The 13,141-nt window shown below is 64.9% G+C and carries 12 protein-coding genes; 5 read left to right on the top strand and 7 right to left on the bottom strand.

Features of this window, described 5'->3' with window-relative positions:
- The 4 genes from fabF to fabD all read right to left on the bottom strand — a co-directional run bounded on the left by fabF (position 1) and on the right by fabD (position 3,450).
- Positions 1 to 1,221, bottom strand: coding sequence for a beta-ketoacyl-ACP synthase II (gene fabF, locus F466_RS0108740; protein WP_018139421.1), 1,221 nt, complete (start codon positions 1,219 to 1,221; stop codon positions 1 to 3).
- 130 nt (positions 1,222 to 1,351) lie between these two features.
- Positions 1,352 to 1,591, bottom strand: a complete 240-nt coding sequence (gene acpP, locus F466_RS0108735; RefSeq protein WP_012982657.1) for an acyl carrier protein — start codon at positions 1,589 to 1,591, stop codon at positions 1,352 to 1,354.
- 130 nt (positions 1,592 to 1,721) lie between these two features.
- Positions 1,722 to 2,459, bottom strand: a complete 738-nt coding sequence (gene fabG, locus F466_RS0108730) for a 3-oxoacyl-ACP reductase FabG (RefSeq protein ID WP_026182229.1) — start codon at positions 2,457 to 2,459, stop codon at positions 1,722 to 1,724.
- A gap of 46 nt (positions 2,460 to 2,505) precedes the next feature.
- Positions 2,506 to 3,450 (bottom strand): ACP S-malonyltransferase, encoded by a 945-nt coding sequence (gene fabD / locus F466_RS0108725; RefSeq protein ID WP_018993905.1) that lies wholly within the window; start codon positions 3,448 to 3,450, stop codon positions 2,506 to 2,508.
- 205 nt (positions 3,451 to 3,655) lie between these two features.
- On the opposite strand from fabD, the gene infA reads away from it, so the two are divergent.
- Entirely contained in the window at positions 3,656 to 3,874 is a 219-nt protein-coding gene (infA, locus tag F466_RS0108720; RefSeq protein WP_012982660.1) for a translation initiation factor IF-1, read from the top strand.
- A gap of 110 nt (positions 3,875 to 3,984) precedes the next feature.
- On the opposite strand, the gene clpA is transcribed toward infA, so the two are convergent.
- The 3 genes from clpA to icd all read right to left on the bottom strand — a co-directional run bounded on the left by clpA (position 3,985) and on the right by icd (position 7,984).
- Positions 3,985 to 6,252 carry an ATP-dependent Clp protease ATP-binding subunit ClpA gene (gene clpA, locus F466_RS0108715; RefSeq protein ID WP_018139418.1) on the bottom strand — a complete coding sequence of 756 codons (2,268 nt, stop codon included), beginning with the start codon at positions 6,250 to 6,252 and terminating at the stop codon, positions 3,985 to 3,987.
- A 5-nt stretch (positions 6,253 to 6,257) separates the two neighbouring features.
- On the bottom strand, positions 6,258 to 6,584 hold the full coding sequence (clpS, locus tag F466_RS0108710; RefSeq protein WP_018139417.1) for an ATP-dependent Clp protease adapter ClpS: 327 nt from the start codon (positions 6,582 to 6,584) through the stop codon (positions 6,258 to 6,260).
- Positions 6,585 to 6,727: 143 nt separating this feature from the next.
- Positions 6,728 to 7,984, bottom strand: coding sequence for an NADP-dependent isocitrate dehydrogenase (icd, locus tag F466_RS0108705; protein ID WP_018139416.1), 1,257 nt, complete (start codon positions 7,982 to 7,984; stop codon positions 6,728 to 6,730).
- Positions 7,985 to 8,109: 125 nt separating this feature from the next.
- On the opposite strand from icd, the gene F466_RS0108700 reads away from it, so the two are divergent.
- From F466_RS0108700 to acnA, 4 genes are read left to right on the top strand one after another with little or no spacing between them, the layout of a single operon-like run.
- On the top strand, positions 8,110 to 8,571 hold the full coding sequence (locus tag F466_RS0108700) for an NUDIX hydrolase (RefSeq protein ID WP_018174357.1): 462 nt from the start codon (positions 8,110 to 8,112) through the stop codon (positions 8,569 to 8,571).
- Positions 8,568 to 9,689 (top strand): tRNA 2-thiouridine(34) synthase MnmA, encoded by a 1,122-nt coding sequence (gene mnmA / locus F466_RS0108695; RefSeq protein ID WP_018993904.1) that lies wholly within the window; start codon positions 8,568 to 8,570, stop codon positions 9,687 to 9,689. The genes F466_RS0108700 and mnmA overlap by 4 nt, the downstream gene beginning before the upstream one ends.
- A 53-nt stretch (positions 9,690 to 9,742) precedes the next feature.
- The gene (gene hflD, locus F466_RS0108690) at positions 9,743 to 10,372 is read left to right on the top strand and encodes a high frequency lysogenization protein HflD (protein WP_018993903.1); all 630 of its coding nucleotides are present in this window, start codon (positions 9,743 to 9,745) and stop codon (positions 10,370 to 10,372) included.
- A gap of 16 nt (positions 10,373 to 10,388) precedes the next feature.
- Positions 10,389 to 13,136, top strand: coding sequence for an aconitate hydratase AcnA (acnA, locus tag F466_RS0108685; protein ID WP_018139412.1), 2,748 nt, complete (start codon positions 10,389 to 10,391; stop codon positions 13,134 to 13,136).
- Positions 13,137 to 13,141 lie beyond the last annotated feature (5 nt).

The raw sequence follows: 13,141 nt of genomic DNA, 5'->3' as shown, positions 1-13,141 counted from the left end.
CTAGAGGGTGCGGAACACCAGGGTGCCGTTCGTGCCCCCAAAACCGAAGGAGTTCGACAGGCCGACCTTCGTGTTCATCTCACGCGCCTCGTTGGCCACATAATCCAGATCGCAGCCTTCACTCGGGTTTTCGAGGTTGATTGTCGGCGGAGAGACCTGATCGCGAAGCGCCAGTGCCGTGAACACACCCTCGATGCCACCCGCCGCTCCCAGCAGGTGCCCGGTCATCGATTTGGTGGAATTCACCAGCAACTTGTAGGCGTGGTCGCCAAAGGCCTTCTTCAGGCCCTGCGTCTCGGCCAGGTCGCCCGCGGGGGTGGAAGTACCGTGGGCGTTGATGTAGCCCACCTCTTCCGGGTTCACGCCGGCATCTTTCAGTGCGCGAAGCATGCACTTGGCGGCCCCCGCGCCATCTTGAGACGGCTGCGTCATGTGGTAGGCGTCAGCGTTCCAGGCAAAACCGGCGACCTCGCAGTAGATATGAGCCCCGCGCGCCTTGGCGTGCTCGTATTCCTCGAGCATCATCACGCCGGCACCGTCGCTGAGCACAAAGCCGTCGCGATCCTGATCCCAGGGGCGCGAGGCCCGCTCGGGGTCGTCATTCCGGGTCGACAGCGCGCGCGCCGCCGCAAAGCCGCCGATCCCCAGTGGCGTCGTGGCCATCTCGGCTCCGCCGGCCACCATCGCATCCGCATCGCCATAGGCAATCATCCGAGCCGCATCGCCAATATTGTGCGTCGCGGTCGCGCAGGCCGACACGATGGAGATGTTCGGGCCCTGCAGGTTGCGCATGATGGAGAGATTACCCGCCACCATGTTGATGATGGCGCTGGGCACGAAGAACGGCGAGATCTTGCGAGCACCGCCCTTGAGATAGGCGGCATAAGACCGTTCGATATACGGCAGGCCCCCAATGCCGGACCCAATCGCGACCCCGATGCGGTCCGCGTTTTCCTCGGTTACTTCCAGACCCGAGTCGTCCAGCGCCTGAATCCCGGCGGCCAGACCGTAGAGGACGAACGTGTCCATCTTCTTCTGGTCTTTCGTCGGAACATAGTCATTAGCGTCGAAGTCCCGCACGGCTCCGGAAATCTTGACCGGCATCTCCGATGCATCGAACACGTCGATGGGAGAGATGCCGCTCTTGCCGGCCTTGATGTTGGACCAGGCCTTGTCGATGGTAGAGCCGACCGGGGACACAATGCCCAGTCCGGTAATCACGACACGTCGCTTAGCCAATGATGTTCTCCTCGGAAAGACTGAAATACGCGCTCAACGAAACGACGAAGGGCCACTCTGCTCGCAGAGAGGCCCGTCCGCGTCCTGTTCGAGCGCCCAGGGGGGCGCCCAATCAGTCCTTCATGTGCTCGTTGATGTAGTCGATCGCCTGCTGCACGGTGGTGATCTTCTCCGCCTGCTCGTCCGGGATTTCCGTCTCGAACTCTTCTTCGAGCGCCATCACCAGTTCCACGGTGTCCAGCGAGTCGGCACCCAGGTCGTCGACAAAGGCGGCACTGTTGGTGACGTCCTCTTCCTTGACGCCCAGCTGCTCGACAACGATCTTCTTGACGCGTTCTTCAATGCTACTCATGGTTCAGAAATCCCCTTCCAATTGAGGCGGCTTCGTTTGAAGGTTCGCCATTCTAGAGAAAAGCCCGGCTGCGTTCCAGGGAGACGCGAACCTCTCGGGCCTGCGCGGGACCGAGGGCCCCGCGGGTTGATCAGTGCATGAACATCCCGCCGTTCACATGCAGTGTTTCGCCGGTGATGTAGCCCGCCTCCTCGGAGGCGAGAAAGCCCACGGCAGCCGCGATCTCATCCGGCGCGCCCAGGCGCCCCAGCGGGATCTGGCCCAGCAGGTGTTCCTTGGTCTCGTCCCCGAGTTCGCGGGTCATATCAGTATCGATGAAGCCCGGCGCGACCGTATTGACGGTGATGTTCCGGCTGCCCACCTCGCGCGCCAGCGAGCGGGCGAATCCCGCAAGCCCCGCCTTGGCCGCGGCGTAGTTCGTCTGGCCGGCATTGCCGGCGGAACCGACCACCGAGCCGATCAGAATGATCCGCCCGCGGCGCAGCTTCATCATGCCTTTCAGCAGGCGCTGCGTCAGCCGGGCGGCAGAGGACAGGTTCGTGTTGATGATCGCATCCCACTCCTCGTCCTTCATCCGCATGAACAGGTTGTCGCGGGTAATGCCGGCATTGTTCACCAGCACCTCCACCGGTCCTTCCTGCTCCTGGATACCCGCCAGACCGGTCGCGACCGAATCGGCGTCCGTGACATCCATAGCGATACCGCGCCCGTTCCATTCGGACAACGCCTCGCTGATGCGCTGGGCGCCGGATTCGCTGGTCGCGGTTCCCACGACCTGCAGGCCCTGCTCCGCCAGACGACGGGCAATGGCCGCGCCAATGCCGCGGCTGGCCCCGGTCACCAGGGCCACTCGTTTGTTATCGGACATCATTCGCCTTCTGTAATTGGACGTACTGGGAATCGAGTGTAGAAGGTCAGCCGGCGTTCAGCCGGTTCACGGTGGCATCCAGGGTATCGCGATCGGCCACATCGAACAGTTCCAGCCCGCGATCGATCCGCTTGGACAGGCCGGTCAGCACGCGCCCCGGTCCGCATTCTACCTGTACCGCAACACCCTGGCCGCGAAGCCCCTGTATGGTCTCCACCCAGCGCACCGGTCGGTAGAGCTGCGCGGCCAGATTGGCCTTGATCGCATCGGCCGTCTCGGCGGGCGCCGCGGTCACATTCTGCCAAACGGGGATTTGCGGGGTCGCAAAGCTCGTAGAGTCGAGAACCGACTGCAAACGCTCGGCGGCCGGGCGCATCAGCGCGCAATGGGACGGCACGGATACGGGCAGCTTGAGCGCCCGTTTCGCCCCGGCGTCCTTGGCCGCACCGACCGCTCGGTCGACCGCCGCGGCCGCCCCCGCGATCACCACCTGCCCGGGGGCATTCAGGTTGACGGCCTCCAGGACCTCGCCGCTCGCGTTGTCCGCACAGAGCTGCTCGACCGCAGCATCGTCGAGACCGAGAATCGCAGCCATTGCGCCCTCGCCCTCGGCCACGGCGGCCTGCATGGCGCGGGCACGTTCGGCCACCAGCCGCACGGCATCGGGGAAGCGCAGCACGCCGGCCGCGACCAGCGCGCTGTACTCCCCCAGGCTGTGGCCGGCCACAGCCGCGGGACGCGCGTCCGTCTGCTGCGTCAGCAGCCGCCAGGTGGCCACGCCGGCAGCGAGCATGACCGGCTGGGTCCATTCTGTCTGGTTCAGTTGTTCGACCGGACCGTGCTGGCACAGGCTCCAGAGGTCGGCATCGAGGCAGTCCGACGCCTCCTGGAAGGTATCGCGTACGACCGCGTGGTCGTCGCCCAGATCGGTGAGCATGCCGGTGGACTGGGAGCCCTGCCCCGGAAAGACTGCGGCCCAGGTAGTGGTCATTCGCTATTCATCTCGCGCGTAAAAAGCGGGCGTAGTGTAGGGCCACGGGAAACACTGATCAATGTACACGCTCGCCATCCTCCGCGAATGGCGGCCACTCGGCGACCGGCACGGAGCCCTGCCACGCCGAAAACCCCGTGTTGACTTGTGTTCGCGCGTGGCATCCGGATAATGTCGCCACCGAATTCAATACGCGAGGAACTGCATGGCGAAGGAAGACGAAATCGAGCTGGAAGGAACGGTAGTAGAGACCCTGCCGAATACGACGTTCCGGGTAGAGCTCGAAAACGGGCACACCATCACCGCCCACATCTCCGGCAAGATGCGCAAGCACTACATCCGCATCCTGCGTGGCGACAAGGTGATCGTGCAGATGACCCCCTACGACCTGACCAAGGGCCGTATCGTCTACCGCAACAAGTAGTTCCGCCCCGGGGGTTGCGGGGCCGCTCGTAAGACATAAGGGTCGACCCCCCGAATGACGAAGCCCCGGCTGGACCGGGGCTTCGTGGTTTCTGCAGGCCGGGGTTTGGCTCAGGAGACAGCCGGCTCGCGGATATCGAGCTCCAGCCCGGATTCGCCCACCCGGACTACAACCTCGCCCCCCTGCGCCAGGCGCCCGAACAGCAACTCGTCGGCCAGCGGCTTCTTGATGTGCTCCTGCAGCGTACGCGCCATCGGACGCGCGCCCATCTTCACGTCGTAGCCATGCTCGGCCAGCCAGGCACGGGCATCCGGCTCCACCGTCAGGTGCACCTTCTTCTCGTCCAGCTGGGCCTGCAACTGCGTCAAGAACTTGTCGACGACATTCAGGATGGTCGCCTCGTCCAGCGGACCAAACTGGATCGTGGCATCCAGGCGGTTGCGGAACTCCGGCGTGAAGGTCCGCTTGATCGCCTCCGTGGAATCGCTGGAGTGATCCTGCTGGGTAAAGCCCACCGACGGGCGGCTGGCCTGCTCCGCACCGGCATTCGTGGTCATCACCAGGATCACGTTGCGGAAGTCCACCTCGCGGCCATTGGCGTCCGTCAGCGTGCCGTGGTCCATCACCTGCAGCAGCACATTGAAGACATCCGGATGGGCCTTCTCGATCTCGTCCAGCAACAGCACCGAGTGCGGATGCTTGAGGATGGCATCGGTCAGCAGCCCTCCCTCGTCGTAGCCGACATATCCGGGCGGCGCCCCGATCAGGCGCGAGACCGTATGGCGCTCCATGTACTCGGACATGTCGAAGCGCGCCAGATGAATCCCCAGCTGCTGCGCCAGCTGACGCGTCACTTCGGTCTTCCCGACCCCGGTCGGCCCGGCGAACAGGAACGAACCGATCGGCTTGTCCATGTCGCCAAGCCCCGAACGCGCCATCTTGATCGAGGTTGCGAGCGTCCCGATCGCCTCGTCCTGGCCGAAGACGGTCATCTTCAGGTTGCGTTCGAGGTTGCGCAGCGTCTCCTTGTCGGAGCTGGAAACCGATTTCGGCGGGATGCGCGCGATCTTGGCCACGATCGTCTCGATATCCTGCACGCCGATGGTCTTCTTGCGCTGACTCATTGGCAGTAGCTGCCGGCTGGCACCGGCTTCGTCGATCAGGTCGATCGCCTTGTCCGGCAGAAACCGGTCGGTGATGTAGCGATCCGCCAGTTCCGCCGCGGCCCGCAGCGCCGGGCGCGTGAAGCGGACATTGTGGTGTGCCTCGAAGCGTGACTTCAGCCCCCGCAGGATCTGCTCGGTCTCGTCCACGGTCGGCTCCGGCACTTCGATTTTCTGGAAGCGACGGGCCAGGGCGCGGTCCTTCTCGAAAATGCCGCGATATTCCTGGTAGGTGGTCGAGCCGATGCACTTCAGCTCGCCCGAGGCGAGCATCGGCTTGATCAGGTTGGAGGCGTCCATCACCCCGCCGGAGGCGGCACCCGCACCGATGATGGTGTGGATCTCGTCGATGAACAGCACCGCGCCGGGTTCCTTCTTCAGCTGCGCCAGCACACCCTTCAGGCGCTTCTCGAAGTCACCGCGGTACTTGGTGCCCGCTACCAGCGCGCCCAGATCGAGCGCATAGACGGTCGCAGATTCGATCGCCTCGGGCACCTGTTCGTCGACGATACGGCGCGCCAGGCCCTCGGCGATCGCGGTCTTGCCGACACCGGCCTCGCCCACCAGCAGCGGGTTGTTCTTGCGTCGGCGGCAGAGGATCTGGATCGTGCGCTCGATCTCGTGGTCCCGCCCGATCAGCGGGTCGATCTCGTCCTTGCGCGCCTTCGCGTTGAGATTGGTCGCGTACAGCTGCAGCGCATTGGTCTTTTCCTCGCGCTCGCCCTCGACCTGCTCCGGCTGTGGGTCGTTCGGGTTCTGCTGGGCCCCTAGCTCGTCTTCGCCCACCTTGGAGATGCCGTGCGAGATGAAATTCACCACGTCCAGGCGGCTGATGTTTTGCTGTCCGAGCACGTAGAGGGCCTGGCTGTCCTGTTCGCCGAACAGCGCGACCAGCACGTTTGCCCCGGAGACCTCCTTGCGGCCACTGGACTGCACATGAAAGACCGCCCTTTGCAGGACCCGCTGGAACCCCAGGGTCGGCTGCGTCTCGCGTGAGTCATTCGGCGGGATGCGCGGGGTGTTCTCGTCAATGTACACCTCGAGCTCGTCGCGGATGCGGTCGAGGTCACCCCCACAGGCGCGCAACACCGTCGCGGCACTGGGGTTTTGCGCGAGCGCCATCAGGAGGTGCTCCACGGTCACGAACTCGTGGCGCTTCTCTCGCGCTTCCTTGAAGACCATGTTCAGGCTGAATTCGAGTTCCTTGTCGAGCATGGGAGTCAGACCTCCTCCATCGAGCAAAGCAGTGGATGCTGGTGGCTACGGGCGTAATCGTTCACCTGTGCCACCTTCGTCTCGGCCACGTCCCGGGTATAGATGCCGCATACTCCCTTGCCGCGTGTATGCACGTGCAGCATCACCTGGGTGGCCTTTTCGCGATCCATACTGAAGAAGGTCTCCAGCACCTCGACCACGAACTCCATTGGCGTGAAGTCGTCGTTGAGCAGTACCACCTTGTACTGCCGCGGTGGCTTGAGCTCCGGCCTCGATTCTTCGACCGCGGTATTGCTGTCGTGATCGGGGATCTGGGGCTTTTTCTCACTCATCGGTCGAACTCACGCCTTCAGCGGTTTAGTCATGCCAGTTCGGCCATCCAGGGAAACACGAATCCAATGTCTCCCTGGCTCCTTAGGCCACGTTCATGGTCGTTCGGTTCCGGGCTCGGACCAAGTGCCCGCACCCGCTGTCGTTACATGTGCTTGATCAGGGCCTCGCCAAAGGCCGAGCAGCTCACCGGCTCGACGTTGTCCATCAGGCGCGCGAAGTCATAGGTCACCTCGCCCGCGCTGATCGCGCCACCCATACCCTTCACCACCAGATCGGCGGCCTCGGGCCAGCCCAGGTGGCGCAGCATCATCTCGGCCGACAGGATCAGCGAGCCCGGATTGACCTTGTCCTGGCCGGCGTATTTCGGGGCGGTCCCGTGGGTCGCCTCGAACATCGCCGTGGTGTCGGACAGGTTGGCGCCGGGTGCGATCCCGATACCGCCAACCTGCGCGGCCAGCGCATCGGAGATGTAGTCGCCGTTCAGGTTGAGCGTGGCGATCACCGAGTAGTCCTCCGGGCGCAACAGGATCTGCTGCAGGAAGGCGTCCGCGATCACGTCCTTGATCACGATGTCGCGGCCGGTCTTCGGGTTCTTGAAGGTCTGCCACGGACCACCGTCCAGATCCTTCGCACCAAACTCCTCGCGCGCCAGTTCGTAGCCCCAAGCCTTGAACGAGCCCTCGGTGAATTTCATGATGTTGCCCTTGTGCACCAGCGTCACCGAGGGGCGATCGTTGTCGATCGCGTACTCGATCGCCTTGCGCACCAGGCGCTTGGTGCCCTCGCTGGAGACCGGCTTCACGCCGATGCCGGCGGTATCCGGGAAGCGGATCTGGGTTACGCCCATTTCGTTTCGCAGGAAGTCGATGACCTTCTTCACCTCCGGCGTGCCGGATTCGAACTCGATGCCGGCGTAGATGTCCTCCGAGTTCTCGCGGAAGATCACCATGTCGGTCTTTTCCGGCTCCTTCAGCGGGCTCGGGGTGCCCTCGTAGTAGCGCACCGGGCGCAGGCAGACGAACAGGTCCAGCTTCTGGCGCAGCGCGACGTTAAGCGAACGAAAACCGCCGCCCACCGGGGTGGTCAGCGGGCCCTTGATGGACACGCGATAGTCCTTGACCGCCTCCAGGGTTTCATCCGGCAGCCCGGAGTCGTCGTCGTAGACCTGCGTGGCTTTCTCGCCCGCGTAGACCTCCATCCATTCGATCGCCTTCTGGCCACCGTAGGCCTTTTCCACGGCCGCATCGGTCACCCGGCGCATCACCGGCGTGATGTCCACACCGATCCCGTCCCCCTCGATAAAGGGGATGATCGGGCGTTCTGGCACCACCAGCTTGCCCTGCTCGTCGACGGTGATGCGTTCGCCCTTTTCCGGGACCTGAATGTGCTGGTAGGCCATGCAAACTCCTTGTGCGCAAGAATTGAAATCGTTCTCCCGGATTATACATACCCATCCGCCCCCGCCGAGGGGAACGTGGTCTCGAGAACGCCAGCAAGACGGGCCGCTGCGTTATCATTCACGGCATGACCGAACGCCTGCCCTGCCATATCACCGTCGCCGCCGTCATCGAGCGGGACGGGCGCTTCCTGTTCGTCGAGGAGACCGACGACGGCCGCCATGTACTGAACCAGCCGGCCGGCCATCTCGATGCCGAAGAAGACCTGGTCGAAGCGGTGATCCGGGAGGTCCGCGAAGAAACCTGTCTGGACTTCCAGCCGGAGGCCCTGCTTGGCTGCGACCTGCTCGCGCTGGCGAATGGCGCGGTGACGCTGCGCGTCGCGTTCTGCGGCACGACAAGCGACCCCAGCCATCCGCCGGCCCGCGATCCCGCCATCCATGCCCTCCACTGGCTGACACCGGATGAGGCGCGTCGCGGATGGCCGCTGCGCAGCCCGCTGGTCCTGCGCAGCATCCGCCGCTATCAGGACGGGATGCGCCTGCCGCTCGCGGCGGCCGGCTCACTGGTTCATGCGGAGGGGCCGTGAGCGGTCCCGATCGGGTCATCGTGGGCCTGTCGGGCGGGGTGGATTCGGCCGTGGCGGCCAGCCGCCTGCTGGAGGCCGGTTATCGCGTGGAAGGCCTGTTCATGAAGAACTGGGAGGATGACGACGACGCGGAATACTGCGCGGCCGAGGCCGACTACGAGATGGCCCGCGAGGTCGCGGACTGTCTCGAGATCCCCCTGCACAAGGCGAACTTCGCCGAGGACTATCGCCAGCGGGTGTTCCGCCACTTCCTGCACGAGTACGAGGCTGGCCGGACGCCGAATCCGGACATCCTGTGCAACCGCGAGATCAAGTTCCGCTCGTTCCTGGAGCACGCCCGGCAACTCGGTGCGCAATGGATCGCCACCGGCCATTATGCCCGCGTGCGCCACCTCCCTGACCACAGCGAACTGTGCATGGCGGCGGATGCCAACAAGGATCAGACCTATTTCCTGCACACCCTGACGCAGGAGCAGCTGCGCCCCGCGCTGTTCCCGCTGGGGAACATCCCCAAGGATCAGGTCCGGGCGCGTGCCCGCGAGCTGGGTCTGCCCAACCACGCCCGCAAGGATTCCACCGGCATCTGCTTCATCGGAGAACGTCGCTTCCGCGATTTTCTGGCGCAGTACCTGCGGGCGCCGGAGGGCGAGATGCGCACGCCGGAAGGTCAGGTCGTGGGGCACCACCAGGGCCTGATGTTCTACACCCTGGGCCAGCGCCAGGGACTGGGCATCGGCGGGATCGACGGGTTTCCCGAGGCCCCCTGGTATGTCGTGGACAAGGACCTGGGAGGCAATCGGCTGATTGTCGCGCAGGACCCGCAGCATCCGCTGCTGATGAGTCCCGAGATCGAGACGGAGGCCGCCCACTGGATTCACCGCCCGCCCGAACCGGGACAGCCAGTCATGGCGCGTCTGCGTCATCGCCAGCCCTTGCAGCCCTGCCAGCTGGAATCCGTCGATGGGGACCGTCTACGCGTTCGCTTCGAAGCCCCTCAGCGTGCGGCCACGCCCGGTCAGTCGGCGGTTTTTTATGACGGCGACGTGTGTCTGGGGGGGGGCGTGATTGCCACCCGCCGCACACTCGCCAGTGAGTCAGAAGCCCCGGTTCCGGTATAGTAGGCGCGTTTTCCGTATCCACCCACTCACGCCTGCTCCGGGAGCCCTCCGGCTTGGACCGTAACGACCACAACCGCACCCTGGCGCTGGCCGCCCTCTTCCAATGCGCGAGTCTGGTCAAGGACCTGGCCTGGCGCGGCAGCTGCGACGAGTACGAATTCGAGATCCTGATCGGCAGCCTGTTCGCGTTCGACGCGGAGACGCCCGAGGATGTCTACCGCGGCGCCAGCAGCTTGCGCCCGGGCCTGGAGCGGGTGCAGAGCCAGCTGCAAAACGGCGGCAAGCCACCGGATATGGAGATCACCCGCTACGCGGTGGGCCTGATCTTTCTGGAGCGCAAGCTGCAAAAACGCCCGGACATGCTGCAAAAACTAGGCGACGGCCTGCAGGGTGCCCAGCGGCAGGTGGACTATTTCACCATCACGCACGAGAGCGTGATCGCGCGCCTGGCCGAGATCTACAAGGAGACCATTTCGGAGCTGGGCCCCCGGATCGTCGTCCAGGGCGAACAGAATCATCTTTCCAATCCCGAGATCGCCGCGCGCGTGCGCGCCCTGCTGCTGGCGGGCATCCGTGCCGCCGTGCTCTGGCGCCAGGCGGCTGGATCTCGGTGGAAGCTCCTTCTGGGCCGCAAGCGACTGATTCGCCAAGCGGACCACATCCTTCAACGACTGAACACCTGACAGCGGATAGCGCATCATGAGCCACGCAGAACCGAAAAAGACCGAAAACCTCTCTGCCGGCGGCCGCGAGTGCCGTTACGTGCCGATTACCGATGACCCGCGCGCCCGGGACCTGCCCTACGCGCTGAAGATCCTGCTCGAGAACCTGATGCGCTTCGAGGACGAGCGCACGGTCAGGCGCGCCGATATCGAGGCCCTGCTTGACTGGGACCCGAAGGCCGAGCCCACGCAGGAGATCGCCTTCCGCCCGGCCCGCGTACTGCTGCAGGACTTCACCGGTGTGCCCGCGGTCGTGGACCTGGCGGCCATGCGCGACGCGATGGAGGCCCTCGGCGGCGATCCCAAGAAGATCACGCCGCTGCAGCCGGCCGAACTGGTAATCGACCACTCGGTGCAGGTCGACGAGTATGGCAATGCGAACGCGATGAACCTGAACGCAGAGCTGGAATACTCCCGCAACCGCGAGCGCTACAGCTTCCTGAAGTGGGGCCAGCAGGCGTTCGATACCTTCAAGGTCGTCCCACCGGACACCGGGATCGTGCACCAGGTCAACCTTGAACACCTTGCGCGCACCGTGTTTGTCGAGGACCGTGAAGACGGTTCCTGTCTGGCCTACCCGGACACCCTGGTCGGCACCGACTCGCACACCACGATGATCAACGGCCTGGGCGTCCTGGGCTGGGGCGTCGGCGGCATCGAGGCCGAGGCCGCGATGCTCGGTCAGCCGATCTCCATGCTGATCCCGCAGGTAGTGGGTTTCCGCCTGACCGGCCGGCTGGCCGAAGGGGCCACCGCCACCGACCTCGTGCTGGTGATCGTCGAGATGCTGCGCAAGAAGGGCGTGGTCGGGAAGTTCGTCGAGTTCTTCGGGGACGGGCTGGCCGATCTGCCGCTGGCGGACCGCGCCACCATCGCCAACATGGCACCGGAATACGGCGCGACCTGCGGCATCTTCCCGATCGACGACGAGACCCTCGAGTACCTGCGCCTGACCGGCCGCGAGGCGGGCCATATCGAGTTCATCGAGGCCTATGCCAGGGCCCAGGGGCTGTGGCGCAATGACAACGCCCCGGTGGCGCGCTACACCGACATGCTGGAACTCGACCTTGCGACGGTCGAGCCCAGCCTGGCCGGGCCCAAGCGCCCGCAGGACCGCATCGCCCTGAGCCAGGCCGGAGCCGAGATCAGCCGCCACCTGGACACCATGCTCAAGGAGCGCGACAGCGGCGCGGACGAGCCGGAGGAGGCCGAGCGCTTCGCGGCCGAGGGTGGTCATACCGCAGTCGGCGTTGAGCATCAGGCCGAAGAGCCGCGCCATACGGCCATCGAGATGAACGGCGAGACCTTCACCCTCGACCACGGCGACATCGTGATCGCGGCCATTACCTCCTGCACCAACACGTCGAACCCGTCGGTCATGCTGGGCGCCGGCCTGGTCGCCCGCAAGGCCCGCGAACGCGGCCTGCAGGTCAAGCCCTGGGTGAAGACCTCCCTGGCGCCCGGCTCCCGGGTGGTGACCGACTATCTGCAAAAGGCCGGGGTGCTCGAAGATCTCGAGGCGCTGGGTTTCCACGTGGTCGGTTATGGCTGCACGACCTGTATCGGCAACTCCGGACCGCTGCCCGAGCCGATCAGCGAGGCCATCATCAAGGATGACCTGATCGTCAGCTCCGTGCTCTCCGGCAACCGCAACTTCGAGGGGCGGATCCATTCCGAGGTGCAGATGAATTTCCTCGCCTCGCCGCCCTTGGTGGTCGCCTATGCGCTGGCCGGGCGCAGCACCCTGGATCTGTACAACGACCCCATCGGAGAGGACGCACAGGGCAACCCCGTGTTCCTGAAGGATGTCTGGCCAACCACCGAAGAGGTCAACGAAGCTGTGCAGGCGCATGTCGATGCCCAGAGCTTCACCAAGGCCTACGGTGATCTCTACAGCGGCGAGGATCGCTGGCGCAACTTGGAGGCCCCCACTGGGGACCGCTTCGAGTGGCAGGACGACTCCACCTACGTGCGCAACCCGCCCTATTTCGACGGCATGGGCATGACGCCCGAGCCGTTGACCGACATCCAGGGTGCCCGTGTGCTGGCCCTGCTGGGTGATTCGGTGACCACCGACCACATCTCCCCCGCCGGCTCCATTGCCAAGGACAGCCCGGCCGGACGTTACCTGGAAGAACAGGGCGTGAAGCCCGCAGACTTCAACTCCTATGGCTCGCGGCGCGGCAACCACGAAGTCATGATGCGCGGCACCTTTGCCAACGTGCGCCTGCGCAACCTGCTGGCTCCCGGCACGCAGGGGGGCGTCACGGTCCACCTGCCGGATGGCGACCAGATGTCCATCTATGACGCGGCCATGCAGTACAAGGAGCAGGACACGCCCCTGATCGTGATCGCCGGGCAAGAGTACGGCACCGGCTCCTCGCGCGACTGGGCGGCCAAGGGCACACTGCTGCTGGGCGTGAAGGCCGTGATCGTGGAGAGCTTCGAGCGCATCCACCGCTCCAACCTGGTGGGCATGGGTGTGCTGCCGCTGCAGTTCCTGGCGGGCGACAACGCGGCCAGTCTGGGGCTGACCGGTCGGGAGACGTTCTCGATCACCGGCGTGAACAACGGCGAGGCACGCGAGGCCACCGTCACCGCCGTGGCCGATGACGGCGAGCGCACGACCTTCAACGTCCGTGTGCGGCTGGATACCCCGCAGGAGATCGACTACTACCGCCACGGGGGCATCCTGCCCTACGTGTTGCGCCAACTGGCGCAATGAGACTA

Source organism: Thioalkalivibrio sp. ALgr1 (assembly GCF_000378285.1).
Lineage (GTDB): Bacteria > Pseudomonadota > Gammaproteobacteria > Ectothiorhodospirales > Ectothiorhodospiraceae > Thioalkalivibrio.
This window is presented reverse-complemented; position numbering and strand designations above follow the sequence as displayed.

What these genes read in the sequence shown, in the direction of transcription:
- acpP (WP_012982657.1), bottom strand. Translation starts at nt 1,591, where the DNA reads ATGAGTAGCATTGAAGAACGCGTCAAGAAGATCGTTGTCGAGCAGCTG.
- fabG (WP_026182229.1), bottom strand. Translation starts at nt 2,459, where the DNA reads ATGTCCGATAACAAACGAGTGGCCCTGGTGACCGGGGCCAGCCGCGGC.
- fabD (WP_018993905.1), bottom strand. Translation starts at nt 3,450, where the DNA reads ATGACCACTACCTGGGCCGCAGTCTTTCCGGGGCAGGGCTCCCAGTCC.
- infA (WP_012982660.1), top strand. Translation starts at nt 3,656, where the DNA reads ATGGCGAAGGAAGACGAAATCGAGCTGGAAGGAACGGTAGTAGAGACC.
- clpA (WP_018139418.1), bottom strand. Translation starts at nt 6,252, where the DNA reads ATGCTCGACAAGGAACTCGAATTCAGCCTGAACATGGTCTTCAAGGAA.
- clpS (WP_018139417.1), bottom strand. Translation starts at nt 6,584, where the DNA reads ATGAGTGAGAAAAAGCCCCAGATCCCCGATCACGACAGCAATACCGCG.
- icd (WP_018139416.1), bottom strand. Translation starts at nt 7,984, where the DNA reads ATGGCCTACCAGCACATTCAGGTCCCGGAAAAGGGCGAACGCATCACC.
- F466_RS0108700 (WP_018174357.1), top strand. Translation starts at nt 8,110, where the DNA reads ATGACCGAACGCCTGCCCTGCCATATCACCGTCGCCGCCGTCATCGAG.
- acnA (WP_018139412.1), top strand. Translation starts at nt 10,389, where the DNA reads ATGAGCCACGCAGAACCGAAAAAGACCGAAAACCTCTCTGCCGGCGGC.